We start from the raw sequence: 24891 nt of genomic DNA, 5'->3' as shown, positions 1-24891 counted from the left end.
GCGTCGCGCATCTTTTCGGATAACAGCGCCCGCATCATGGCCCAACGACCCCAGACTCTGTACGAGAAGATCTGGGCCGCGCACGTTGTCGAACGGCGGCCCGATGGCACCTGCCTCATCTATATCGACCGCCACCTCGTCCATGAGGTGACGAGCCCGCAGGCCTTTGAGGGGCTACGCGCGGCCGGTCGCAAGGTCCGCCGTCCCGAACTGACGCTGGCGGTGCCCGACCATAATCTGCCGACCACCCCGCGGCTGGACGCGGCGGGACGGCTGCTGCCCATCGCCGATCCCGAAAGCGCGCAGCAGCTCGACGCCTTGCGCCGGAACACCGCCGAGTTCGGCGTCGACTATATCGATGCGACGGCGGCGGCGCAGGGCATCGTCCATGTCGTCGGCCCCGAACAGGGCTTCACCCTGCCGGGCACGACGCTGGTCTGCGGCGACAGCCACACCTCGGCGCATGGCGCGCTGGGCGCGCTGGCCTTCGGCATCGGCACGTCGGAGGTCGAGCATGTGCTGGCCACCCAGACGCTGCTCCTGTCGCCGTCCAAGACGATGGAGGTCCGCGTCGACGGCGTGCTGGGCCATGGCGTGTCGGCCAAGGACGTGGTGCTCGCGATCATCGGCAAGATCGGCGCGGCGGGCGGCACCGGCCATGTCATCGAATTCACAGGCAGCGTGATCCGCAACCTGTCGGTCGAGGGTCGCCTGACCATCGCCAACATGTCGATCGAGGGCGGCGCGCGCGCCGGCCTGATCGCGCCGGACGAGACGACCTTCGCCTATCTGAAGGGCCGCCCCATGGCGCCGCAGGGCGCGGACTGGGACAAGGCGGTCGCCTGGTGGCGGACGCTGCCCAGCGATCCGGGCGCGGTGTACGACAAGGTCGTGATGCTCGACGCCGCCGACATCGCCCCCAATCTGACCTGGGGCACCAGCCCCGAGGATGTGGTGCCGATCACCGGCGTGGTCCCCGATCCCGACAGCTTCGCCGACCCGTCCAAGCGGGCGGCGGCGCGCAAGTCGCTGGACTATATGGGGCTGGAGCCGGGCACCGCGATGCAGGACGTGGCGATCCAGCATGTCTTCATCGGCAGCTGCACCAACAGCCGGATCGAGGATCTGCGCGCCGCCGCCGCCGTGGCGCGCGACCGCCGCGTGGCGGACGGCGTACGTGCGCTGGTCGTGCCGGGATCGGGGCTGGTCAAGCGCCAGGCCGAGGCCGAGGGGCTGGACCGCGTCTTCGTGCAGGCGGGCTTCGAATGGCGTGAGCCGGGCTGTTCGATGTGTCTGGCGATGAACCCCGACAAGGTGCCGCCGGGCGAGCGTTGTGCCTCGACCTCCAACCGCAATTTCGTCGGGCGGCAGGGGCCGGGCGCGCGGACGCATCTGCTTTCCCCGGCGATGGCCGCCGCAGCGGCCGTGACCGGGCGCCTTTCCGATGTTAGAGCGTTGATGCCGCACGAGGACGGTGAAGAGAACAGGGGAGTGACGGCAGCATGAAACATGTACTGGTGATGCTGGTGACCGGCGCGGTGCTGTGCGGCGCGGCCGCCTATGCCGCCGGGGTGGCCTCCAAGCCCGCCACCGCCGAACAACGCCGCTGACGCCCGGCCCCGCATGTGTTGCGGGGCGGGACCGGCGATGAACAGGACTATCGCATGAATCCGGTTACGACCGTATCCGGCACCGCCTATCCCTGGGGTGCCAAGAATATCGACACCGACGTCATCATCCCCGCGCACTGGTTGAAGACGATCAGCCGGGCGGGGCTGGGGCGCGGCGCGTTCGAGACGGTGCGCGCCCAGCCCGGTAATATCTTCGACGATCCGCGCTATGCCGGAGCGCCGATCCTGATCGCGGGCGACAATTTCGGGTGCGGCTCCAGCCGCGAACATGCCGCCTGGGCGCTGGCCGACATGGGCATCCGCGCGGTCATCGCGCCCAGCTTCTCCGACATCTTCTCGGGCAATGCGTTCAAGAACGGCATCGTCCCCGTCGTCCTGCCGCAGGAAGCGGTCGACCGGCTGGTCGAGGTGGCGCAGGATCAGCCCATCATGGTCGATCTGGAAACCATGAGCGTCACCACGCCCTTTCAGGATCGCTTTCCCTTCGAGCTGGATCCGTTCCGCCGCGAATGCCTGATGAACGGCCTAGACGAGATCGGCCTCACCCTGGCGCGGCACAGCGCGATCGACGCGTTCGAGGGCGAAATGGCGCAGGGACGCCCCTGGATCGAGGGGCGTCGTCGTTTGCCGCCAGAAGCGACGCCGATCGCTTGAGGCGCTTGCCGCGACCCTCGCGGGTCGTGGCGTCGCTCGGTGACGGGTCGGTCAGGCCAGCGCGAGTATGACGGCGGCGATGGCCGCCCATAGCGCCAGGGCGCCGATCATGCCGTTGATGATCCCCTCGATCGCCGGGGCGTTGGGGTATGCGGCAACGGGCGGCCGGGATAGGGGCGCGCGCATCGGACTCTCCTCATCCTAGGCGTCGCGATCCGGGTTCGGAGGCGATCGCCGATCTCCTTCGGAGGCGACTGCTCGGGCGTCGCCATCCTTATGTTTATGTGTCATGAACATTACGCACGAACGGGCGCGGCTGTTCCTCGGTTCGGCGCGACAATCGGGCGCCGTTTCGGATCGGTTGCGCGTCGGCGCGGCGGTGCCTATCTCGGGGACTTGGATCAGTGCCCCGAGGGGCAGGGGGATGGCGGACCGATGGACAGTTTTGACGAACGCAGGCGCGGGTTGGAGGCCGGGTTCGTGGCGGATCAGGAGATGATGTTCCGAATCACCGCGCGGCGCAACCGTCTGGTCGCGCAATGGGCGGCGGAGCGGATGAAGCTGACGCCCGCCGAGACCGACGCCTATGCCAAGGCGGTGGTCCAGGCCGATTTCGAGGAAGCCGGTGACGAGGACGTGATCCGCAAGCTGCTGGGCGACCTGACCGCTGCCGGGATCGATGTCGAGGAAGCCGAGGTCCGCCGCGCGCTGGACGAACAGCAGGTCGAGGCGCGCCGCCAATTGATGGAAAGCCGCTGACATGCCGATGGCCGCCGACGATATCGCCGCGATGATCCGCACCGCCATTCCCGATGCCGAGGTCCAGATCACCGACCTGGCCGGGGACGGCGACCATTATGCCGCGCATGTCGTGGCCGCCAGCTTTGCGGGGATGAGCCGGGTCGCGCGAACCCGTGCTGTCTATGCCGCGCTGGGCGGGCGCATGGGGGGCGAACTCCACGCACTGCAACTGACCACGGCGGTTCCGGCGGGTGCCGAACCGACCGCCTGACCCTTTTCGATTTCATTCAGGAACGACCGATATGACCGATGACACGAATGCGCGGATCGATGCGCTGGTAAAGGACAATGCCGTCCTGCTGTTCATGAAGGGCACGCCCCTTTTCCCGCAATGCGGCTTTTCCAGCCGCGCGGTGGCGATCCTCAACCATCTCGACGTGCCGTTCGAAAGCGTCGACGTGCTCCAGGACCAGGGCATCCGCCAGGGGATCAAGGCCTATTCGGACTGGCCGACCATTCCCCAGCTCTACGTCAAGGGCGAGTTCGTCGGCGGTTCGGACATCATGATGGAGATGTACGAAAGCGGCGAGCTGGCCGAGTTGGTCCAGGACGTGAAGTCGGCCTGATCGCCGACTTTTGCGGGCGCAAGAAGAGGAGGCCGGGTTTCGATCCGGCCTCCTTTTTTGTGGCAATCATCTCCCATCTCCAGGACCAAGCGATCGACCCATTGACTACACCTGTAATCGGCGTACGATTACGAGCGTAGTCAATGAAGGGGCGAGTCGATGGCCGAGCGTATCAGCGATGCCGAACATGCGGTGATGGAGGTTTTGTGGGAGGACTCGCCGCTGACCGCGCAGGATGTTGCCGAGCGGGTCGATCCCGAACGCGGCTGGACCACTAATACCGTCAAGACGCTGCTCGGCCGTCTTCTGGCCAAGGAAGCGATCGCGCATGAGGAGCAGGGGCGGCGCTATCTCTATCGCCCGCTGGTGGCGCGTGACGATTATGTCGTGGGCGAGTCCCGCCGCCTGATCGACCGGCTGTTCGGCGGCCGCCTGACCCCGCTCGTCGCGCATCTGGCCGAGCGCGACGAGCTGACCGCGCAGGACATTTCCGAGATCGAGGCGCTGCTCAAGGAGCTGAAGGCGTGAGCGGCGCGCAACTGGGCTGGGCGGTGGAGGCGATGATCGCCTCTGCCCTGCTGATGGCGCTGGTGTTGCTGGCGCGGGGATATGTCCGCCGGGCCTTCGGGCCGCAGGTCGCCTATGCGCTCTGGGCACTGCCGCTGCTCCGGCTGGTCCTGCCCCCGCTGCCGCGCGGCCTGTCCGAGCAGGCCACCCCGCCGCTCGCGGCGGCCAGCGAACGCTTCACCACCTATGTCATGGTGCCGATGGCCGAGCAGCTGCCCGCGCCGCTCGCCGCGCCCAGCCTCTGGCCGATGGTGGCACAGGCAGTGGCGCTGGTCTGGATCGTCGGGGCGGGGGGCTTTCTGGGGTTCCAGCTGCTGCGCCATTGGCGGTTCCGCACGCGGCTGCTCGCCACGGCGGAGACGCTGGATGCGGTCAAGGGCGTGCGCGTGGTCGCCAGCGACGGCGCGCCGGGGCCGCTCGCCTTCGGGATCTGGCACCGCTATGTCGCCTTTCCGCGCGATTTCGCCGAGCGTTACGACGCCGACGAGCGCGACCTGGCGCTGGCGCATGAGCTGGGCCACCATGCACGCGGCGATCTGATCGCCAACTGGATCGCGCTGGGCGTGCTGGCGCTCCACTGGTTCAACCCGCTGGCGTGGCGGGCCTTCCACGCCTTTCGTGCCGATCAGGAACTGGCCAATGACGCGCGTGTCCTGAAGGGGCGCAGCCGCGCCGACCGGCATGTCTATGCCTGCGCCATCGTGAAGGCCGCGCATGGCCGCGCGCTGTCGGGCGCCTGTCACCTGCACACCATCGAGGATCTGAAAGGAAGGCTGAAGATGTTGACGACTTCTCCGACTTCGCGTCGCCAGCTGGTGGCGGGTGGGGCCAGCGTATCGCTGCTCGTGCTGGCCGGGCTGGGCCTGACGGCGTCGGGCACCCCGGCGGCGGCGGCACTGACCGAGCGGGTCGAGCGGACCATCGGCGTCGACCTGACCAGCACGGCGGCGGTCCTGCCCGCGGTTGCCCAGACGGCACCCGAATTGTCCGACCCGCCCACCGCGTCGTCCGCGCCGATCGCCCCGGTGGTGACCGCCAGGCCCGCAGTCGCCATCGCGGCGACCCCGCCCGGCCCGCCCGCCATTCCTGCCGTGCCGACCACCTCGCCGGCCGTCGAACCGCCCGCCGCGCCCCAGGCCCCGGCCGTGCCGCGCATCCGCGTCGTCACCTTGCGCAACGGGCATAAGGTCCGGATTTTCGACCGCAACGCTGTCGTCCCGATGGTGCCGATGCCCCCGATGCCGGTCGTCCAGTCGCGCAGCTGCGGCACGAGCGGTAGCGACAGCCGGACCAGCTATACCACCGTCGACGGCGAGACCCGGCGGCAGGTCACGATCATCTGCACCGACCGGATCGAGCAATCCGCGCGCCTGGCGTCGCTGTCCGCCCTGAACGCCCAGCGTTCGGCCCAGACCAACATGCGGATCGCGCTTGCCAGCATCGAGAGCGCCCGCGCCTCGATCAATCGTGACCGCAACCTGTCCGAAGATGCCCGGCGCGATGCCCTGAAGGGGCTGAACGAGGCGACGGCGGAGCTGAAGGCTGAAATGGCGAACCGCGACGCGGATTGATCCGCCCCGACTTTACCCCCCTCGACCCCTGTGCCCGGCCAATGGGTACAGGGGTTGCTCTTTATCGGCGGCTTGCCCACATGATGCGGGATGGCTGAGCACCCGACCGGCATTCCGATCCTGCTTGAGCCGCTGGTCTCCCGCGTGCTCGCTCCCAATCCTTCACCCTTCACCTATACGGGGACGCAGACGCATATCGTCGGCGACCGCGACGTGGCGGTGATCGATCCCGGCCCCGACGATCCCGCCCATCTGGAGGCCCTGTCGCACGCGATCGCCGGGCGTCCGGTCGCCGCGATCCTGGTCACCCATCATCACCGCGATCACAGCCCGGCCAGTCGCCCGCTCGCCCGCGCGACGGGGGCGCCCGTCGTCGGCGCCGCGCCCTTCGCGCCCGATTATGAAGGCGGCCGGTCCGACGCCGCGTTCGACCGCGACTATGCCCCCGACCGGGTGCTGGCCGAGGGGGAGGGGGTGTCGGGCGATGGCTGGACGCTGACCGCCCTTGCGACGCCGGGCCACACCTCCAACCATCTCGCCTTCGCGCTGCCCGAAACCAAGGCGCTGTTCTCCGGCGATCACGTCATGGGCTGGTCGACCAGCATCGTCTCGCCCCCCGATGGCGACATGGGCGCCTATATGGCCAGCCTCGAAAAGTTGATGGAGCGCGACGACCGCGTCTATTATCCGGGGCATGGCGAGGCGGTGGACAATCCGCAGCGTCTGGTGCGCGGCATGCTGGGCCATCGCAAGCAGCGCGAGGGGCAGATATTGCGCCTGCTGGGCGGCGGCGATCCGCTCGAGGTAGCGGCGATGACCGCGCGCATGTATGTCGGGCTGAACCCCAAATTGCTGCCCGCGGCGGAACGCTCGGTGCTGGCGCATCTTTACGATCTGCGAATGCGGGGACTGGTCCGCGAGGAGGGAGCATCATGGACGATCGCGGCGTGAGCCCGCCGGTCGAGACGCGGCGCGGCGGCTTCGGCCTGTTCATGGCCAAGGCGGCGGGCGTCCTCGTCCTGCTGGTCCTGGCCGGGCTGATCGCGGCCTGGGGGGTACAGCGCTATGTCGCCGACCGGCTGACCCCCGATCCCACCACCATCGCGCGCGCCAGCCTGGAGGGCCTGCGCGAACAGAACCGGCTGTCGGCCTTTGCCGCCCGCTATGTCGCGGTCGTCACCTCGCGCCAGTCGCAATTGGGCTTTTCGACCGAACGGACGCTCATCATGCCGGGCATGGTCCGCTACGAGGTCGATCTGGGCAAGCTGCGCCAGCAGGATGTCCGCTGGGATGCGGGCGATCATGTGCTGACCGTCACCCTGCCGCCGCTCGAGATCGACGGCCCGCAGGTCGATATGGCGGCGATCCGCGAATATGGCTCGGGCGGGGTGCTGACCACCTTTACCGATGCCGAGCAGCGGCTGGACGCCGCCAACCGCACCGCCGGACAGGTCGAACTGATGCGACAGGCGCGAGGCCCCGCGCCGATGAAGCTGGCGCGCGACGCCACCCGCCGCGCGGTCGAACGCAGCTTCGCGATGCCGCTGCGCGCCGCCGGGGTCGATGCGACCGTCAAGGTCCGCTACGCCGACGAGGCTGGGGACGACGAACGCTGGGACACGACCCGGACGGTTCAGGAGGTTCTGGGCAACGGCGGATGACGTGCCCGATTGTCGGCGCACCGCCTTGCGCTTAGGGGAGGAAACATGACCATCCAGACGAATCTGACGGGCCTCGACCTGCGCGCCGAGATCGACCGGCTCCGCAAGGAACGCAACGCCGTCATCCTCGCCCATTATTACCAGAAGCCCGAGATTCAGGACCTGGCCGATTTCGTCGGCGACAGCCTGGACCTCAGCCGCAAGGCGCAGGCGACCGACGCGGACGTCATCGCCTTTTGCGGCGTGCGCTTCATGGCGGAGACGGCCAAGATCCTGTCGCCCGACAAGATCGTCGTGCTGCCCGACATGGCGGCCGGATGCAGCCTGGAGGACAGCTGTCCCCCCGAACAGTTCGCCGAGTTCCGCGCGCAGCACCCCGACCATATCGCGCTGACCTATATCAACTGCTCGACCGAGGTGAAGGCGCTGTCCGACATCATCGTGACGTCGTCCTCCGCCGAGCAGATCCTGGCGCAGATCGACCCGGCGCAGAAGATCATCTTCGGCCCCGACCGCAATCTGGGCGGCTATCTGGCGCGCAAGACCGGGCGCGACATGCTGCTATGGCCGGGCGTGTGCATCGTGCACGAGGCGTTTAGCGAAACCGAGCTGTTGAAGCTGCGCGCCGAGCATCCGGACGCGCCGATCGCCGCGCATCCCGAATGCCCCGCCGTCATCCTGGATCATGCCGATTATGTCGGCTCGACGCGCGGCATCCTGGAATTCGCGCAAGGCATCACCGGCGACACGCTGATCGTCGCGACCGAGCCGCACATCATCCACCAGATGCAGAAGGCGATGCCGGGCAAGACCTTCATCGGCGCCCCCGGCGCGGACGGCAATTGCAACTGCAACATCTGCCCGTACATGGCGCTGAATACCATGGAGAAGCTGTACCTCGCGCTCCGCGACCTGACCCCGCGCGTCGAGATCGAGGAGGGGCTGCGGCTCCAGGCCAAGAAGAGCCTCGACGCGATGCTGACGCTGGCAAGCGGAACGGTCGGCAAGGGCGATCTGGGCCCGCGTTCGTGATCGAGGGCTTCGACCTCGACGGCTTCGTCACCACGACGCTGGCCGAGGATATGGGGCCGGGCGGCGACATCACCTCCGCCGCGGTGATTCCGGCGAGCGCGCGGTTCGTGGGGACGATGGCCAGCCGCGATGCGATCACCGTCGCCGGGCTGCCCGTCGCGGAGGCGTTCTTCCGCCGCCTCGACCCCGAAGTCGCGATCGAGCGGCTGGTCAAGGACGGCGCGGCCGTCGCGCCGGGCACCGCGCTGCTCCGCCTGTCGGGCCAAGCCCGCGCGATGCTGACCGCCGAGCGGTCCGCGCTCAACACCGTCCAGCATCTGTCGGGCATCGCGACCATGACGGCGGCCTATGTCGCGGCCATGGCGGGGACGGGGGCAACGCTGCTCGACACGCGCAAGACCATCCCCGGCCTGCGCCTCCTGGAGAAATACGCCACCCGCATGGGCGGCGCGCAGAACCACCGCATGGGCCTGTGGGATGCGGCGATGATCAAGGACAATCACGTCGCGGTCGCGGGCGGTATCGGCCCGGCGGTCGCGGCGGCGAAGGCGGCGGGGATCGCGCGGATCATCGTCGAGGTCGATACGCTCGACCAGATCGAACCGGCCCTGGCGGCAGGCGCGACGCACCTGCTGCTCGACAATATGGGCCCGGCGATGCTGGCCGAGGGCGTCGCGCTGGTCGCGGGCCGCGTACCCACCGAGGCATCGGGCGGCGTCCGTCTGGACACGATCCGCGCGCTGGCGGAGACGGGCGTGACCTATGTCAGCGTCGGCCGCTTGACCCAGTCCGCCCCGGCGGCGGATATCGGGCTGGATTTCGCTGCGGCCTGAGCCGTGGCCTGAAAAGGGGAAAGGTCTTGCGACCCAAATCGGTGATCCTGGGCGAGCGGCTGTCGTTGCTCGCCATCCTGTTGCTGGTGGTGCTGGCGGCGCTGGGCTGGAACGATACGGTGGCGCAGGCGGGGGTCGGCATCGCGATCTTCGCCAATGTCCTGCTGATCGGGCTGTTCCTGCTGGCGACGCTGTGGACCACCCGGCTGGCGAGCCGGATCGGGCTGGGCCTGCTGATCGTGATGACCGTGCTCAACCTGCTGGGCTTTCTGTACCAGGTGTCGGTCGGTGCGCTGGCGGAGGGGGTGTTCGGCGTGCTGACGGCGGTGCAGGCGGCGGCGTCGCTGGTCGCGGTGGTGATGCTGCTGCGGCCCAATGCGCTGGCCTGGTATCGCGCCAAGGCGGAGGAGAACGAAGCATGAAGACGATCCTGATCGGGCTGGCGATGCTGGCCGCGCCGCAGATGCTGTCGGCGCAGACGCTGCAATGCACCGCCCCCCAGGGGCCGCAGCGCATCCGCCCCGACCTGCCCAGCGCCAGCCAGCCGACCCGCGTGCTGCCCATCGGCAGCTATACGCTGGCGATCACCTGGAGCCCGCAATATTGCCGCGATCCGAAGGGCGACAGCCGCTTCCAGTGCGGCGCCGGCAACCGTTTCGGCTTCACGCTGCACGGCCTGTGGCCGGATGGCGAGGAGAAGGAGTGGCCGCAATATTGCCGCCCGACCGCGATCCTGCCCCAGGCGGTGGTCCGCCGTCACATCTGCGCCACCCCCTCGGCGCAGCTGATGCAGCATGAATGGGCCAAGCATGGCACCTGCATGGCGGGCTACAGCCCGGCGCGTTATTTCCAGCAGTCCAATGCGCTCTATCACGGCCTGCGCTTCCCGGACATGATGGCGCTGTCGCGTCAGGCCAATCTGACCGCCGGTGACGTCGCGATGGCGGTGGCGGCCGCGAACCGGGGCATGACCGCGGACATGATGCGCGTCACCGCGACCCGCGAGGGCTGGCTGGACGAAATCTGGATCTGCCTGAACAAGTCGTTCCGCTATACCCGCTGCCCCGCGCATCAGGGCGGCCTGCAACCCGGTGCCCCGATCAAGATCTGGCGCGGTCAACGCTGAAGGCCGGCTTATCCCTCCACCGTGACGGTGGAGGGATGATGCTTGTCGAGATGCTTGCGGATGATCCGCAGGTTGCGCGTGTTGGACCGGAACAGCACGTCCGCCGCATCCCCAATCAGCGGCACGAAGCCCAGCACCGCGTCGAACCCGACATTGGCCATCATCCGCGCCATCTGGAACCGCGACAGGCCCAGATTGCGCGCTTCCCAGATGATGTAGCTGCCCAGCGCGGCGGCGGCGATGTCGCCTATTACGGGCACCAGCCCCAGTATCACGTCGAGCCCGATCGGCCGATTGATCCCCGGCAGCACGACGACGCGTTCCAACAGCCTTTCCATCGCCTCGATCCGCTGGCGACTGGCGGTGATCCCCTTGTCGAGGGGAAGGTTGTCGAAGATCGAGGAGTCGATGGGAGACGCTTTGGCCATGCCCCTCAATTGGGGTCGGCGCGCAGGCGGTTCAATGGATGCCAGGCGCGGCTATTGGCCTGGAACTGGCGCAGGCGTCCGCTGACCAGCGACCAGCGCAGCGGACGCGCCAGCGGGATATAGGGCGTATCGTCGTTGAGCGCGGCATCGGCGGCGGCGATCGCCGCGCTGCGGGCGGCCAGAGTGGGCGCGAGCCGGGCCTGCTCAATGGCTGCACGGGCGGCATCGCCGCATGGTGCGCAGGCGGTGGCGAGATACCAGCGCGCGCTGTCGAAGGGGGCGACCGCATCGGTCAGCCGGAGGTCGGCGGGCGCGTCCAGCGCCACGCGCTCGGGCACGATGCCGACCGACAGCAGCGTCGCGCCGACCTGTCCGTACAGCATGTTCGCCCCCGGCCCTTGCGGCAGGGCGATGCGCAGGTGCACCGGCTGTCCCCAGGCGGCGACGCGCGCACGGGCGGCGGCGCGGCGTTCGTCCAGCGTCAGCAGCGCCCAGCCGGGGATTTGCGGCGGCGCGTCCGAATCCAGCGTATCGGGGAGCAGGCGGTCACTGGCCTCCCAATTGGGCGCGATCGCTCCGAGCAATGCGGCCCGGTCGAATACGGCCGACAGCGCCTGGCGGTTTGCCGCATCCCCTAGAAACCCGTCCCGGTTGGCAATGGCAAAGCCGAACAGCCCGGCAGCGGGATCGACCCGCACCGCCGCCGGGGCGATCTTCGCCAGATCGAGCAGCGGCCAATTCTCAAACCGCCCGCCCAGCATCAGATCGGACGCGCCGCGCGAAAAGCGAAGAATGCCCCGTGCGGCGCTTTCGCCAATCAGGCGGACATCGTCCTCCGGCGCGGGCGTCGCATCGTCTTCGGGCTCGGCGCGGCGGGGGTCGGGGATCAGGCGGAGCAGGGGCGGGGGCCCGGCGCGGACGATGCGGAACGGCCCCGTGCCATGACGCGCGCGGTCGATGATCGCCATTTCGGGCTGGGCGAAGAGTTTCAGCAGATCGGGGCGCGGACGCGACAGCCGGACCTCGATGACCTGCGGGGTCATCACGACGATCTCGTCGATGGCGGTCAGAAACGGCGCGAGCGGATTGCCCGAGCCGGGCGTGATCAGGCGGCGCAAGATCGGCACGACCTGTTCGGCGGTGACGGGCGACCCGTCATTCCACGTCGCCTCGCGCAACCGGAAGATATAGCTGCCGCCCTCGTCGATGACGATCCAGCGCTCGGCCAGCCCCGGCTCGATCTGCCCATTGGCGTCGAACCGCACGAGCCCTTGCGCCAGGGAATCGCGCAGCAGCCGATGTGGCATGTCGCCGGCGCTGGCGTTGGCTGGGTCGCGCCTCTGCGAAGTCTTGTCGGGGGAGGACCGAACCGCACTGACGACAACCGCACCCGTATCGGCCCGCCGCTCGCAAGCCGAAGTGGCAAGCAGCGCGCCGGTCAACAGGATGGTGCGGACGGCGGGACTCGAACCCGCACTCCATAGGAAGCCGATTTTAAGTCGGCAGCGTCTACCGGTTTCGCCACGTCCGCGCACGGGCACAGGAAGAGACGAGGTTGTCGCCCACGTCAAGCATGGACCGATCATCGGGGAGCAGGAACCTCACCCGGTCCGGTCGGCCCGCCGCGTGGCGGCAAGAAGGATCAGGCCCCCTCGACGTTCAGGCGGGCGCGCATTTCCTTGCCGGGCTTGAAATAGGGGACGCGCTTGGCGTCGACATCGACGGTTTCGCCGGTCCGGGGATTGCGGCCGGTGCGGGCGCTGCGCGCGCGGGTAGAAAAGGCACCGAAACCACGAAGTTCGACACGACCGTTATCGGCCAGCCGCTTGGTAATCTCATCGAAGAAGATGGTTACGATCAACTCGACTTCGCGCGGGTTCAGCCCCGGATTGTGTTGACCGATTTTTTGTACCAGTTCCGAACGGATCATCGTCTTGTCCCAAGCTACAGACGCGCCGTTCCTAACCTGTGTTTCTCGCTGCTGAAAGCGATTTTATTATACGATTAAGCGACGGACTGGTTCCATTGCGTGCGAAACCGGGACACATCCGGCAAAGCGGATGTGTCCCGGCCCAACGGCTTACTTCTGGCCGCGCGCCTTCAGCGCTTCGCCCAGGATGTCGCCCAGCGACGCGCCCGAGTCGGACGAACCGTACTGCGCCACCGCCTGCTTCTCTTCGGCGATCTGCATCGCCTTGACCGAGAAGGTCGGCTTCTTCGAACGATCGAAGCCGGTGACCATCGCGTCGAACTTCTGGCCGACCTGGAAGCGCTCGGGGCGCTGCTCGTCACGGTCGCGACCCAGATCGGTACGCTTGATGAAGCCGGTCGCACCATCGTCGCCCGCCTGGACTTCCAGCCCTGCGTCGCGGACTTCGAGGACGGTCACGGTGACGACCTGGTTCTTGTTCAGGCGATCGCCAGCCGCAGCCACGCCGCCGGCAACGGGGCCGCCGCGCTCGAGCTGCTTCATGCCGAGCGAGATGCGCTCCTTCTCGGGGTCGATGTCCAGAACCACGGCCTGAACGACTTCGCCCTTGCGGTGCAGGTTGAGGGCATCCTCACCCGACACGCCCCAGGCGATGTCCGACATGTGGACCATGCCGTCGACATCGTTGTCCAGGCCGATGAACAGGCCGAACTCGGTCGCGTTCTTGACTTCGCCCTCGACGGTCGAGCCGATCGGATGAGCGGCGGCGAACGCCTCCCACGGATTGGCCTGAGCCTGCTTGAGGCCGAGCGAGATGCGGCGCTTTTCCTGATCGACCTCGAGGACGACCACATCGACTTCCTGCGAGGTCGACACGATCTTGCCCGGATGGACGTTCTTCTTGGTCCAGGACATTTCCGACACGTGGACCAGGCCTTCGATGCCCGGCTCCAGCTCGACGAACGCACCATATTCGGTGATGTTCGTGACGCGGCCCGACAGCTTCGCGCCGACCGGATACTTGGCGCCGGCGCCATCCCACGGATCGCTCTCAAGCTGCTTCATGCCGAGCGAGATGCGCTGCGTGTCCTTGTTGATGCGGATGATCTGGACGCGCACGGTGTCGCCGATCGCGATCATCTCCGACGGATGATTGACGCGCTTGTACGACAGGTCGGTGACGTGCAGCAGGCCGTCGATGCCGCCCAGGTCAACAAACGCACCGTAATCGGTGATGTTCTTGACGACGCCGTCGATGATCTGACCCTCGGCCAGGCTCTGGATCAGGCCCGAACGCTGCTCGGCGCGGGTCTCTTCCAGGACCGCGCGACGCGACACGACGATGTTGCCGCGCTTGCGGTCCATCTTCAGGATCTGGAACGGCTGCGGGATGTCCATCAGCGGGGTGACGTCGCGGACGGGGCGGATGTCAACCTGCGAGCCCGGCAGGAACGCCACGGCGCCGTTCAGGTCGACGGTGAAGCCACCCTTCACGCGGCCGAAGATCACGCCTTCGACGCGGGCCGACTTCGAGAATTCTAGCTCCAGCTTGTCCCAGGCGGCCTCGCGGCGCGCGCGGTCGCGGCTGAGCATCGCTTCGCCGTGCATGTTCTCGACGCGGTCGACATAGACCTCGACCTCGTCACCGACCTTCAGGTCAGCCTTCTGGCCGGGGGCAGCGAATTCGCGGAGGGGTACACGGCCTTCCGACTTCAGACCGACGTCGATGACGGCCATGTCGTTTTCGATCGCGGTGACGGTGCCATGCACGACGCGACCCTCGAAGCTGTCGGCACCGCCGAACATGTCATCGAGCATCGCCGCGAAATCGTCGCGCGTGGGCTGGGGGTTGGTTGCCATAAAAGGGTTAGGTTCCTGAGAGTTTTTCGCCTCCGGTCGGAGATTCGGCCCCGGCCTTCGACGATGGCCGCGCCGACCCCATGTCGACGCCACCAGGCCCGAAGATGTGACTGAAACACGGAAAAGCGGCGGTCCGCGACAAATGCGGAAAGGACGCTGAGGGCAAGGCCCTGCGTCAGCCTCTCCGCGGAACAGGGTCCGCGAGCGCGGGTGCCTTAGCCGAAAATGGGGTTTTGTGCAAGGTAAGGGCTATCCTCCCCGGTACGGGGAGGGGGACCGCCGCGAAGCGGTGGTGGAGGGGGCGTGCCGCATAGGTTTGACCTTTGGGGCTTGCCCCCTCCGTCAGCGCTGACGCGCTGCCACCTCCCCATGCTGGGGAGGATTATGTTAGCGCCCCTTGGCCGCGACCTGGGCGTCGACGAACTGGATCGCGCGGGCGACCGCGGCGTCGATGGTCAGGCTGGAGGTATCCAGCGCCGCCGCATCCGCCGCCTGGGTGAGGGGGGCCGTCGTCCGGCCGCTGTCGCGCTCGTCGCGGGCGCGGATGTCGGCCAGCACCTGCTCGAAGCTCGCGGTCGAGCCGTTCGCGGCCAGCTCGTTATGCCGCCGCCGCGCGCGGACCTGCGGGCTGGCCTTCACGAACAGCTTGGCGTCGGCGTCGGGGGCGATGACCGTGCCGATGTCGCGTCCGTCGAGGATCGCGCCGCCCGGCTGGCTGGCGAAGCGCTTCTGCCGCTGGAGCAACGCGGCGCGGACCAGCGGATGCGCCGATACGACCGAGGCAAGCTTGCCCGTCTCGTCATCGCGCAAGGCCGGATCGGCGAGCAGGCTGTCGTCGAAGCTGCACGCCGCGACCGCATCGGCCTCGCGCGTCGGGTCGAGGTGCATCGCGCGCACCGTCGCCGCCACGGCGCGGTAGAGCAGCCCGGTGTCGAGATGGGGCAGCCCATAATGCTTCGCCAGCGCGCGGGCGATGGTGCCCTTGCCGCTGGCCGCCGGTCCGTCGACCGCGATGATCATGCCAGCGCCCCCAGCGACTCCAGCGTGTCGAAGAAGACGGGATAGCTGGTCGCGACGGGCGCTGCATCGTCCAGCGTGATCGGATCACGGGAGTTCAGCGCCGCGATGGTCATGCTCATGGCGATCCGGTGGTCGAGCAGCGTCGCGATGGTCGCGCCGCCGGGGATCGGATCGCCGCCGGTGCCGGTCACGGCCATGCCGTCCTCATATTCCTCGCAACGGACACCGCATGCGCCCAGCGCTTCGGCCATGGCGGTGATGCGATCCGACTCCTTGACGCGCAGTTCCTCCGCGCCGCGTGCGATGGTCGTGCCGGTCGCGAAGGCGGCGGCGACGAACAGCACGGGATATTCGTCGATCATGCTGGGCGTCAGCTCGGGCGGCACCTCGATCGCCGTCAGGGGGGCGTGGCGGACGCGCAGGTCGGCCACCGGCTCGCCGCCGACGATGCGGGCATCCAGTTCGGTGATGTCCGCGCCCATCATCTTGAGCGCCGCGATGATGCCGGTCCGGGTCGGGTTCATGCCGACATTGGTGATCGTCACGTCCGCGCCCGGCACGATCGACCCCGCGACCAGCCAGAAGGCGGCCGAGGAGGGATCGCCCGGTACGACGATATCCTGCGGCTTCAGCTCGGCTTGCCCGCGAATCGTGATGATCCGCCCCTCGGGCGAGGGGGTGACGGTCAGTTCGGCGCCGAAGCCCGCCAACATCCGCTCGCTATGGTCGCGGGTCGCGATCGGCTCGATCACCGTCGTTTCGCCCGGCGTGTTGAGCCCCGCGAGCAGGATCGCCGACTTCACCTGGGCCGAGGCGACCGGCAGGGTGTAGCGGATGGGCACTGCCGGGCTGATCCCCCGGACCATCAGCGGCAGGCGGCCGCCCGGCGTGTCCTGGAACTGCGCGCCCATTTGCGACAGCGGATCGATGACGCGGCCCATCGGGCGCTTGGACAAAGAGGCGTCGCCGGTGAAGGTGGCGGTGATCGGATGGCTGGCGACCAGACCCATCAGCAACCGCGTCGAGGTGCCCGAATTGCCCATGTCGAGCGCGGTCTCGGGCTGGAGCAGCCCGCCGACCCCGACGCCGTGGATCACCCACACCCCGTCATCCTGCCGGACGATGTCCGCGCCCATCGCGCGCATCGCGCTGGCGGTGGCGAGCACGTCCTCGCCCTCCAGCAGGCCCCGGACCCGGCTTTGCCCGACCGCGAGCGCGGAGAGCATCAGCGAGCGGTGGCTGATCGATTTGTCGCCCGGAACGGCGATGGTGCCGCGAAGGGCGGCGGCGGCTCGCACGGTGCGAGGCTGGGGAAGAGTGTGCGCCATAGATGGCGCGGGCTTTTGACAGGGGCCTTGCGCTGTGGCAAGGCGCGCCCACTTTTCGCTCCGGCGGAAAACCCAATCCGAAAGGTATGAACGGCATGATCAAGCCGGAATGGGGCACGAAGCGTACGTGCCCGAAATGCGCGACGCGCTTTTACGACCTCGAAAAGGACGACCCCGTCACCTGCATCAATTGCGGGACGCAGTGGGAGCCCGAGCCCATCCTGAAGTCGAAGCAGCCCCTGCCGTTCGAGCAGGTCAAGGCCGAGAACAAGGAAGCCGACAGCGATCTGGCGGGCGGCGACGACGAGGATCTGGACATCACGGGTGAGGACGAAGAGCCCTCGCCCGACGACGAGGTCGATCTGGGCGGCGACGACGATCTGGGCGTCGAGACGTCCAGCGAGGATGACGAACACTAAGTCGTTCGACGGGGTTCGGCAGGGACCTGAAAAAAGTACTTGCCGAGCCCCGGCGGCCCCGCTAGTGGGCTGCCTCCACAGCGGAACGGGGCCGTAGCTCAGCTGGGAGAGCGTCGCAATGGCATTGCGAAGGTCAGGGGTTCGATCCCCCTCGGCTCCACCATTCCGCAGGACCGTCGGCAGCTAAGCTGCTGGCAGGCTGACCCGCATCCCGCCGGGCCATGCCGACATTGATGGGGCCGTAGCTCAGCTGGGAGAGCGTCGCAATGGCATTGCGAAGGTCAGGGGTTCGATCCCCCTCGGCTCCACCATCCTTTCGACATCGCTGACAGCTTCAACCGCCCTGGTCGTCCATGGGTGGTTTTTCGCATTGTGCGTCGCGTCGCTTGCTGGGCAAGCCCGGCAGGACCCGTCTGCCCGAGCGAAGGCGAAGGAACAGGGCTTCGCCAGGCGGCAAAGGCTGCCCATGCGCTTCGACTTCGCTCAGCGCGAACGAGTGGGGGACATGGCGGCGGTCGCAACATTCCCCGGTGAATGGAAAACGCGCCGTCAGGCCCGATCAGACCGCCGCCAGCCGCCGCTGCATTCGGTGAACGGGGTTGGCGGCGTCGCCGGTCATGTCGGTCAGCCGGAAACGGGCGACTTCGCGGGCCAGCGTCTCGGCCTCCAGCGCCAGCTTGCGCGCGGACGAGGTCGCCTGTTCGACCATCGCGGCATTGCGCTGGGTCACGCCATCCATTTCGGATACCGCAGTGTTGACCTGTTGCAGCCCGATCGACTGTTGCCCGGCCGACGCCGCGATCTGCGACACCAACTCGCTGATCTCGCCGATCCGTCCGATGATTCGCTGCAGCGCCTCGCCGGCCTCGTTGACCAATTCGACGCCCGTGCCGACCTGGTCGGACGAGGCGAGGATTCGCGTCTTGACGTCCTTGGCCGCCTCGGCGGACCGCTGGGCCAGTGCGCGGACCTCGCTGGCGACGACGGCAAAGCCCTTGCCCGCCTCGCCCGCGCGCGCCGCCTCGACCCCTGCGTTCAGCGCGAGCAGGTTGGTCTGGAACGAGATGCCGTCGATGACGCTGATGATCTCGCTGATTTCGGACGAGGCGCGCTCGATCCCGCCCATCGCCTCGACCGCGCGGCGGACGATCTGGCCCGATTCCTCGGCTTCCTGACGCGCCTCGCCGACGATCCGGTTGGCGCGCGAGGCGCCGTCGGCGGTCTGGCGGACCGTGGTGGTGATCTGCTGCATCGCCGCCGCCGTTTCCTCCAGCGAGGCGGCCTGCTGCTTGGTGCGGTCGGACAGGTCGTCCGAGGCCAGGCGGATGTCGCCCGACCCGATGCGGATCTCCTCGCCCGACTGGGTCACCACGCCCAGCGTCGCGCACATCTGGGTGCGCATCGCCTCGAAACTGTCGGCCAGCGCCTGATATTCGGTCGGCAGCCCGTCGAGCGAGGCGGTCAGGTCGCCCTTCGCCATTCGGTCGAACACCGCGCCGCAGCGTTCGATGACGGCGCGGCGCCCGGCTTGTTCGGCCTCGAAATAGGCGGCCAGCGCGATATCCATGTCGATCAGCGACGCCTTGACCAGCGCGGTCGCCGCCCGTGCGCGCCGCCGCGCGCCGAAGGGCCAGAGCAGCCGCCCGAGGATCAGCTTGGGCAGGACATATTCCAGCATCCGCGCATAGCCGCTGATATACCAGGTCGGCGCCAGCCCGATCCGGGCATGGACCTGCCCGATATGGGTCGAGGAGGCGGCATAGTCGCGGTCGAGCGGGCGCGAGAACAGCTTGCGCCAATGCTCCATCTGCTTGTCGCGGGCATGGTCCATCCGCGCCTGCGACGCGAACAGCCCCCGGATCTGCGACGTGTTGGCGATGTGACGGTATAGCGCGGTCAGCGCCGCGGGGGCGTGCCGTTCGATCGCGCGCTTGACCATCGGGAAGGTGGCATAGCTTTGCGCGTCATAGTCGAACGCCGCCAGCCTCTGCTCAAAATCAATATGTTCCGATCCGCTCACGGCCCATCCTCCATGCCATGCCCTGTTATGGCAAAGAGGGTTAAGAAGCCGTGGCGGTTACCGATGGGGCGCAATTTTTTCCCGCAACCCACGTCGGTTACGCGATCGGCCCCGAAACGGGCCGGGCCGCCTGCGCGAACCCGGCCCCTGGGCTCAGGCGGCCAGCCCGTGATGGCGCAGCAGCGCATCCGGCTCCGGCGCGCGGCCGCGGAAAGCGCGGAAATTCTCGGCGGCCGGACGACTCGCCCCGCGCGCCAGCACCTCGCGGCGGAACCGGTCGCCCGCCACCTGGCCCTCCTCGGCAAAGGCGGCGAAGGCGTCGGCCGACAGCAGTTCGGCCCAGAGATAGCTGTAATAGCCCGCCGCATAGCCGCCCGCGAAGATATGGGCGAAGCTGTGCGGGAAGCGATTCCATTCGGGCGGGCGGATCACCGCCACCTCGTCGCGCACCGCATTCAGCACCGCCATCACCCGGCCGCCCTGCGCCGGGTCGAAGTCGCGATGCAGCCGCAGGTCGAAGGTCGCGAACTCGATCTGGCGCAGCAGGAACAGCCCGGCCTGGAACCGCCGCGCCGCCAGCATCTTGGCGAACAGGTCGTCGGGAAGCGGCTCGCCGGTTTCGACATGCGCGGACAGCTGGGTCAGCGTGTCGCGGTCCCAGGCGAAATTCTCCATGAACTGGCTGGGCAGCTCGACCGCATCCCATTCCACGCTGGAAATCCCGCCGATCGAGGGCAGGTCGACCTCGGTCAGCAGGTGGTGGAGCACATGGCCGAACTCGTGGAGCAGCGTGACCACATCGCCATGCGCCAGCAGCGCGGGCGTATCGCCGGTCGCGGGCGGGAAGTTGCAGGTCAGATAGGCGATCGGCCGATGGAACCGGTCGGCATCGCGGAAGCGCGGACGGCACACGTCCATCCAGGCACCCCCGCGCTTGCCCGCGCGGGCATGGAAATCGCAATAGACGCCCGCGACGATCTCGCCGCTCGCATCCTGCACGTCATAATAGCGGACATCGGCATTCCACACCGACACGCCCGGCCGCTCGACCAGGCGGATGCCATAGAGCCGCTCGATCAGCGCGGTCGTGCCCTCCATGACGCGGGGCAGGGGGAAATAGGCGCGGATCGCCTCGCGATCGACGCCGAAGCGTTCGCGGCGCATATGCTCGGCGACATAGCCGGTGTCCCAGGGCTCCAGCTTGGCGATGCCGAACGTCTCGGCGGCATAGGCGCTCGCCTCGGCCAGTTCGCGCTCCGCCAGCGGACGCGCGCGGGCGGCCAGGTCGGACAGGAAGGCGAGCGCCTCGTCGGCCGACTGCGCCATCTTGGTCTCGACCGAGCGCGCGGCGGCGTCGGAAAAGCCGAGCAACTTGGCGGCCTCATGGCGCAACTCCAGGATGCGGTCGATCCGGGCGCTGTTGTCATGGGTGGGATCGGCGGCCTGGTCCGAGGCGCGGGTGGCATAGGCCTTGGCGACGCGGGCGCGCAGGTCGCGATTGTCGGCCTGGGTCAGGATCGCCTGAACGCTGGGTTCGCGCAGCGTGACGAGCCAGCCGTCCAGCTCCTTCTCGGCGGCATAGGCGGCCAGGATCGCCTTGGCATTGTCGGTCAGGCCCGACAGCAGCGCCTCGTCGGTGACGTGCTCGCCCCATGCCTCGCTCGAATCGAGCACGGCATTGCCGAACTCGGTGGTCAGCTTGTTCAACTCGACCCCGATCTCGCGGAACCGCGCCTTGGCCGCATCGTCCAGCCCGACGCCCGACAAAGTGAAGTCGCGCCGCGCCAGCACGACCGCGCGGGCCTCGGTCTCGGTCAGCGGCGCGAGGTCGACCCGGTTGAACGCGGCGAACAAGCGCGGGTCCTGCCCGGCCTCCAGCCCATATTCGGCGAGCATCGCCTGCGCCTCGGCATAGGCGGCGCGCAGCTCGGGGGTGTCGGCGACCGAATGAAGATGCCCGGCGGGCGACCAGCCTCGCGCTATCGCGAACCCCGCGCGCTCGCTGGCCAGCACGACATCGGCGAAATCGCTGGCGTTGGATCCGCCGATCCGGTCGGCGGCGGCGCGGGCATCGGCGATCAGCGCCTGGGCGGCGGGCACCAGATGCTCGGGCCGGACGGCGGCGAAATCGGGAAGGTCGGTATCGGCGAGAAGCGGATTGATGGTCATTCGGCGTCCTTGAGCAGCATCGTGCGAAGCGACATCTCGGCAGCGTCGACGCTTTCGGCAAGCCCCTGATGCGCCAACCAGCGCGGATCATGGTGGCAATCGGCATAGCGCGCGCCATGGTCGCAGATCAGCGTGGCGATCGATCCGGCTCGTCCGGCCGCGGTCATGTCCAGCGCCAGCAGCGCGGCGGCGACGAAGTTCGCGCCCGTCGACGGCCCCACCGGCCGCCCCAGGCACTCGCCCGCGATCCGCATCCCCGCGATCGACACGGCGTCGGGCAGCTTCATCATCCGGTCGATCGCACCGGGCAGGAAGGACGGCTCGACACGGGGCCGGCCGACCCCCTCGATCCGCGACGGGGCGGGGCAGCGCGCGGTGGGATCATCGTCGCGATAGCCCTGGAAAAAGGCGCTATGCTCGACATCGGCGACACAAAGCCGGGTAGGGAGCCCGCGATAGCGACAATGCCGCCCGATCGTGGCGGCGGTCCCGCCGGTTCCCGCGCCCACCACGATCCATTCGGGAACGGCATGCGGCTCGCCCGCCATCTGGGTCAGGATCGCCGAGGCGATATTGTCGCAGCGCCAGTCGGTCGCGGGCGCGGCATTGGTGAACTGGTCGAGATAGACGCCGCCCAGCGCATCGGCCAGGTCGCGCGCCTCGTCATACAGGCGGTGCGGCTCGACCAGATGGCATTGGCCGCCCTGCGCCTGGATCGCGGCGATCTTGGCGCCTGCGGTGCTGGCGGGCATGACGGCGTGGAAGGGCAGGCCGAGCAGCCGCGCGAAATAGGCCTCCGACACTGCCGTCGATCCCGACGATGCCTCGACCAGCGGGCGACCCGCGCGAATGACGCCCGCGACGATCCCGCCGATGAACAGCGACCGCGCCAGCCGGTGCTTCAGGCTGCCCGTCGGATGCGCCGATTCGTCCTTCAGATACAGGTCGACATGGGGTGCCGAGGGGAGGGTGACGGCCAGCAGCGGCGTTTCCGGGCAACGGCGCCGATCCCGGTCGAGCACCGCCAGCGCGGCATCGACGAAATGCCGGTCGACCGGCTTCTCCGTGACGGCGATGCCCAGCACATCGACTGCGCCCTGGATCGCATCCTGATCGGTGGCGGGGCGGGGGGGCGCGGTCATCAACATGGCATATTTTCCTTCGTTGCCGGAAAGGATATGCGGTTCCAATCGCGAAATCATACCAAAGTTGACGGTAGGATTGGTTTCTGGTGTGAGAAAATCCCATGTGAGGGCCATATGATCGATAGAATTGACACCGCCATCCTCGCCCAGCTCCAGGCGGATGCCAGCCTGTCGGTCGCCGAAGTGGCCGCACGGGTGAATCTTTCGCAAAATGCCTGCTGGCGGCGCATCCGGCGGCTGGAGGAGGAGGGGATCATCCTCGGCCGGGTGGCGCTGCTCGATCCGGAAAAGCTGGATGCGGGGATGACCGTCTTCGTCAGCGTGCGCACCGCCGAGCATTCCGCCGCCTGGCTCGATGATTTCGCCAAGGCGGTGAACGACATGCCCGAGGTCGTCGAGTTCTACCGCATGGCGGGGGAGATCGACTATCTGCTCAAGATCCGCGTGGCCGACATCAAATCCTATGACCGGGTCTATAAGCGACTCATCGAACGCGTCCGCCTGGTCGATGTCAGCGCCGCCTTCGCGATGGAGGAGATCAAGCACAGCACCGCGATCCCGCTGCCCCAGCCGCCCCGATGATATGGATTGCATTTTCTGCAACTGCATTTGTTGAGGTTGCAATTGCGTCAATCGCTGCTGCGATGCACAAGGGACGAGCCTTTCAGGCATCCTCTCCTAAAAACTTTCCGGCCGGTCGCAAGACCGGCCTTTTTTTTGGCCGCGCTTTCCCCTACGGAATGAAGGCGTCGTCGGCCAACGAAGACAGAATCATAAACGGGAGTGGAAGCCGCCGGTGAGACCGGCATCGGCTGGACGACCGGGATGGGGGTTGAGCGTATCGGCCATCGCTCCCCCCATTTTCCTTTGCAACATCGTCCCCACGCGCTTGGCAGCGACAGCCTTCATGACCTATCTGGCGCGCAAGGCCGTGCCGGTCCGTTCAGACAGCCGGTGCTCGACCGCCATTTCAGGGAGCGCCGACGATGCAGCGCCTTTTTTCCATCTTCGAACCCTTTGTGCTCAGCCTGTTGGGCACCGTCCTGCTGGCGACGATCCTGCCCGCGCGCGGGGCATTCGCCGTCTATGCGGGCTATATGGCGGATGCGGGGATCTTCCTTCTGTTCTTCCTGCACGGTGCCAAGCTGTCGCGCGACGCGATCTGGCAAGGGCTGCGCAACTGGCCGCTCCATCTGGCGGTGCTGGCGTCGACCTTCATCCTGTTTCCGCTGCTCGGTCTTGCCCTGTCGCATATGCCCGGCGTCGATCCGTCGCTGGCGACCGGCATCCTGTTCCTGACCCTGCTGCCCTCGACGGTGCAATCCTCGATCGCCTTCACCGCGATCGCGCGTGGCAATGTCGCGGCGGCGATCTGTAGTGCCTCCTTCTCCAATCTCCTGGGCATCGTGCTGACCCCGGCTCTGGTGGCCTTGCTGATGAAGGTCGATGGCGGGGGCGGCGTCTCGCTGGCGTCGATCGAGGGCATTCTGCTGCAATTGCTTGCGCCGTTCGTGATCGGCCATCTGCTGCGCCCCTGGATCGGCGGGTTCGTGGCCCGTCGCAAGTCGCTGCTGACCATAGTCGATCGCGGCTCGATCCTGCTCGTCGTCTATACGGCCTTTGGCGCGGCGGTGGTCGAGGGGCTGTGGTCGCGCGTGTCGCCCGCCGATCTGGGGAAGCTCGCCCTGCTGTGCCTGTTGCTGCTCGGCGTGATCCTGACGGCGACGTTCCTGATCGCGCGGGTCGTGCGCCTGCCACGGGCCGACGCGATCGTGCTGCAATTTTGCGGGTCGAAGAAGAGCCTCGCTTCGGGCGTGCCGATGGCGGGCGTCTTGTTCCCGGCAGCACAGGTCGGCATCATCCTGCTGCCGGTCATGCTCTTCCACCAGATCCAGCTCATCGCCTGCGCCATGCTTGCGCGTCATTATGGCGAGCAGGCCGATGGGGAAGGCGAGGGGGCTCGGGCGAGCGAGAAAGCCTAGCGACAGGATATTTCAGGCTCGCGCAAGAAAAACGACATTGCTGTGAAAAAAACTGTTGACCCCCGGATGGTCCCCGCCTAGAGGGGTTTCACCGCAGCGGTGGCCGACACGGTCGACCGATGCAGTCACGACAGATCGGCGCACTTGA

The 24891-nt window shown here is 67.8% G+C and carries 25 protein-coding genes, 3 tRNA genes and 1 pseudogene; 18 read left to right on the top strand and 11 right to left on the bottom strand.

The window, feature by feature from the left end; genetic code table 11:
- The first annotated feature begins 36 nt into the window (after positions 1 to 36).
- Complete coding sequence (gene leuC, locus ACFX59_RS16110; RefSeq protein WP_387433660.1) at positions 37 to 1506, top strand: 3-isopropylmalate dehydratase large subunit; 1470 nt, start codon at positions 37 to 39, stop codon at positions 1504 to 1506.
- Positions 1507 to 1664: 158 nt separating this feature from the next.
- Positions 1665 to 2285 (top strand): 3-isopropylmalate dehydratase small subunit, encoded by a 621-nt coding sequence (gene leuD, locus ACFX59_RS16105; protein WP_387433658.1) that lies wholly within the window; start codon positions 1665 to 1667, stop codon positions 2283 to 2285.
- A gap of 51 nt (positions 2286 to 2336) precedes the next feature.
- On the opposite strand, the gene ACFX59_RS16100 is transcribed toward leuD, so the two are convergent.
- Entirely contained in the window at positions 2337 to 2471 is a 135-nt protein-coding gene (locus ACFX59_RS16100) for a hypothetical protein (RefSeq protein ID WP_307104450.1), read from the bottom strand.
- 249 nt (positions 2472 to 2720) lie between these two features.
- On the opposite strand from ACFX59_RS16100, the gene ACFX59_RS16095 reads away from it, so the two are divergent.
- From ACFX59_RS16095 to ACFX59_RS16045, 11 genes are all read left to right on the top strand, one after another.
- Positions 2721 to 3044, top strand: a complete 324-nt coding sequence (locus tag ACFX59_RS16095; RefSeq protein ID WP_309694350.1) for a DUF1476 domain-containing protein — start codon at positions 2721 to 2723, stop codon at positions 3042 to 3044.
- Between the two features lies 1 nt (position 3045).
- Complete coding sequence (locus tag ACFX59_RS16090) at positions 3046 to 3297, top strand: BolA family transcriptional regulator (RefSeq protein WP_307104454.1); 252 nt, start codon at positions 3046 to 3048, stop codon at positions 3295 to 3297.
- Between the two features lie 31 nt (positions 3298 to 3328).
- Positions 3329 to 3652, top strand: a complete 324-nt coding sequence (grxD, locus tag ACFX59_RS16085; protein WP_307104456.1) for a Grx4 family monothiol glutaredoxin — start codon at positions 3329 to 3331, stop codon at positions 3650 to 3652.
- Positions 3653 to 3811: 159 nt separating this feature from the next.
- The gene (locus ACFX59_RS16080) at positions 3812 to 4180 is read left to right on the top strand and encodes a BlaI/MecI/CopY family transcriptional regulator (RefSeq protein WP_307104458.1); all 369 of its coding nucleotides are present in this window, start codon (positions 3812 to 3814) and stop codon (positions 4178 to 4180) included.
- The gene (locus ACFX59_RS16075; protein WP_387433653.1) at positions 4177 to 5790 is read left to right on the top strand and encodes a M56 family metallopeptidase; all 1614 of its coding nucleotides are present in this window, start codon (positions 4177 to 4179) and stop codon (positions 5788 to 5790) included. The genes ACFX59_RS16080 and ACFX59_RS16075 overlap by 4 nt, the downstream gene beginning before the upstream one ends.
- A gap of 90 nt (positions 5791 to 5880) precedes the next feature.
- On the top strand, positions 5881 to 6741 hold the full coding sequence (locus tag ACFX59_RS16070; protein WP_387433651.1) for an MBL fold metallo-hydrolase: 861 nt from the start codon (positions 5881 to 5883) through the stop codon (positions 6739 to 6741).
- The gene (locus ACFX59_RS16065; RefSeq protein ID WP_387433649.1) at positions 6723 to 7451 is read left to right on the top strand and encodes a DUF4230 domain-containing protein; all 729 of its coding nucleotides are present in this window, start codon (positions 6723 to 6725) and stop codon (positions 7449 to 7451) included. Before ACFX59_RS16070 ends, ACFX59_RS16065 begins: the two co-directional genes overlap by 19 nt.
- A 45-nt stretch (positions 7452 to 7496) precedes the next feature.
- The gene (gene nadA / locus ACFX59_RS16060) at positions 7497 to 8483 is read left to right on the top strand and encodes a quinolinate synthase NadA (protein WP_309703576.1); all 987 of its coding nucleotides are present in this window, start codon (positions 7497 to 7499) and stop codon (positions 8481 to 8483) included.
- Positions 8480 to 9316, top strand: coding sequence for a carboxylating nicotinate-nucleotide diphosphorylase (gene nadC, locus ACFX59_RS16055; protein ID WP_387433646.1), 837 nt, complete (start codon positions 8480 to 8482; stop codon positions 9314 to 9316). Before nadA ends, nadC begins: the two co-directional genes overlap by 4 nt.
- Positions 9317 to 9342: 26 nt before the next feature.
- On the top strand, positions 9343 to 9738 hold the full coding sequence (locus tag ACFX59_RS16050; protein ID WP_387433644.1) for a hypothetical protein: 396 nt from the start codon (positions 9343 to 9345) through the stop codon (positions 9736 to 9738).
- Positions 9735 to 10442: a ribonuclease T gene (locus ACFX59_RS16045; protein ID WP_387433641.1), complete on the top strand. Its 708-nt coding sequence runs from the start codon at positions 9735 to 9737 to the stop codon at positions 10440 to 10442. The genes ACFX59_RS16050 and ACFX59_RS16045 overlap by 4 nt, the downstream gene beginning before the upstream one ends.
- A gap of 8 nt (positions 10443 to 10450) precedes the next feature.
- On the opposite strand, the gene ACFX59_RS16040 is transcribed toward ACFX59_RS16045, so the two are convergent.
- The 7 genes and pseudogenes from ACFX59_RS16040 to aroA form a co-directional block, all read right to left on the bottom strand.
- Complete coding sequence (locus ACFX59_RS16040) at positions 10451 to 10870, bottom strand: DUF4112 domain-containing protein (protein ID WP_387433638.1); 420 nt, start codon at positions 10868 to 10870, stop codon at positions 10451 to 10453.
- Between the two features lie 5 nt (positions 10871 to 10875).
- Positions 10876 to 12177, bottom strand: coding sequence for an ABC transporter substrate-binding protein (locus ACFX59_RS16035; RefSeq protein WP_387433635.1), 1302 nt, complete (start codon positions 12175 to 12177; stop codon positions 10876 to 10878).
- Between the two features lie 140 nt (positions 12178 to 12317).
- A tRNA-Leu gene (locus ACFX59_RS16030) sits at positions 12318 to 12401 on the bottom strand.
- 111 nt (positions 12402 to 12512) lie between these two features.
- Positions 12513 to 12827: pseudogene (locus tag ACFX59_RS16025) on the bottom strand (integration host factor subunit beta); the annotation flags it as partial.
- 123 nt (positions 12828 to 12950) lie between these two features.
- A complete protein-coding gene (gene rpsA / locus ACFX59_RS16020) occupies positions 12951 to 14660 on the bottom strand; it encodes a 30S ribosomal protein S1 (RefSeq protein ID WP_307104474.1) in 1710 nt (569 codons plus the stop codon).
- A 387-nt stretch (positions 14661 to 15047) separates the two neighbouring features.
- Positions 15048 to 15680, bottom strand: coding sequence for a (d)CMP kinase (gene cmk / locus ACFX59_RS16015; RefSeq protein WP_387433632.1), 633 nt, complete (start codon positions 15678 to 15680; stop codon positions 15048 to 15050).
- Positions 15677 to 17008: a 3-phosphoshikimate 1-carboxyvinyltransferase gene (gene aroA / locus ACFX59_RS16010; RefSeq protein ID WP_387433629.1), complete on the bottom strand. Its 1332-nt coding sequence runs from the start codon at positions 17006 to 17008 to the stop codon at positions 15677 to 15679. Before aroA ends, cmk begins: the two co-directional genes overlap by 4 nt.
- A 95-nt stretch (positions 17009 to 17103) precedes the next feature.
- Between aroA and ACFX59_RS16005 the strand changes: the two genes are divergently transcribed.
- The 3 genes from ACFX59_RS16005 to ACFX59_RS15995 all read left to right on the top strand — a co-directional run bounded on the left by ACFX59_RS16005 (position 17104) and on the right by ACFX59_RS15995 (position 17738).
- Positions 17104 to 17427 carry a TIGR02300 family protein gene (locus ACFX59_RS16005; RefSeq protein ID WP_307104832.1) on the top strand — a complete coding sequence of 108 codons (324 nt, stop codon included), beginning with the start codon at positions 17104 to 17106 and terminating at the stop codon, positions 17425 to 17427.
- A gap of 87 nt (positions 17428 to 17514) precedes the next feature.
- Positions 17515 to 17590 (top strand) — tRNA-Ala (locus ACFX59_RS16000).
- Between the two features lie 72 nt (positions 17591 to 17662).
- Positions 17663 to 17738 (top strand) — tRNA-Ala (locus tag ACFX59_RS15995).
- 248 nt (positions 17739 to 17986) lie between these two features.
- Here ACFX59_RS15995 and ACFX59_RS15990 read toward each other — a convergent pair.
- From ACFX59_RS15990 to ACFX59_RS15980, 3 genes are all read right to left on the bottom strand, one after another.
- Entirely contained in the window at positions 17987 to 19447 is a 1461-nt protein-coding gene (locus tag ACFX59_RS15990) for a globin-coupled sensor protein (RefSeq protein ID WP_307104480.1), read from the bottom strand.
- 153 nt (positions 19448 to 19600) lie between these two features.
- Complete coding sequence (locus ACFX59_RS15985) at positions 19601 to 21616, bottom strand: M3 family metallopeptidase (RefSeq protein ID WP_387433627.1); 2016 nt, start codon at positions 21614 to 21616, stop codon at positions 19601 to 19603.
- Entirely contained in the window at positions 21613 to 22758 is a 1146-nt protein-coding gene (locus ACFX59_RS15980; protein ID WP_387433624.1) for a PLP-dependent cysteine synthase family protein, read from the bottom strand. The genes ACFX59_RS15985 and ACFX59_RS15980 overlap by 4 nt, the downstream gene beginning before the upstream one ends.
- Positions 22759 to 22875: 117 nt before the next feature.
- Here ACFX59_RS15980 and ACFX59_RS15975 point away from each other — a divergent pair, with 117 nt between their 5' ends.
- The gene (locus ACFX59_RS15975) at positions 22876 to 23343 is read left to right on the top strand and encodes an Lrp/AsnC family transcriptional regulator (RefSeq protein ID WP_354296265.1); all 468 of its coding nucleotides are present in this window, start codon (positions 22876 to 22878) and stop codon (positions 23341 to 23343) included.
- Positions 23344 to 23747: 404 nt separating this feature from the next.
- Positions 23748 to 24743: a bile acid:sodium symporter family protein gene (locus ACFX59_RS15970; protein WP_387433621.1), complete on the top strand. Its 996-nt coding sequence runs from the start codon at positions 23748 to 23750 to the stop codon at positions 24741 to 24743.
- The last annotated feature ends 148 nt before the right edge of the window (positions 24744 to 24891 follow it).

This window comes from Sphingomonas sp. NCPPB 2930 (assembly GCF_042867205.1).
Lineage (GTDB): Bacteria > Pseudomonadota > Alphaproteobacteria > Sphingomonadales > Sphingomonadaceae > Sphingomonas.
Note: the sequence above shows the minus strand (reverse complement) of the source record. Positions and strands in the feature narration are given on the sequence as shown.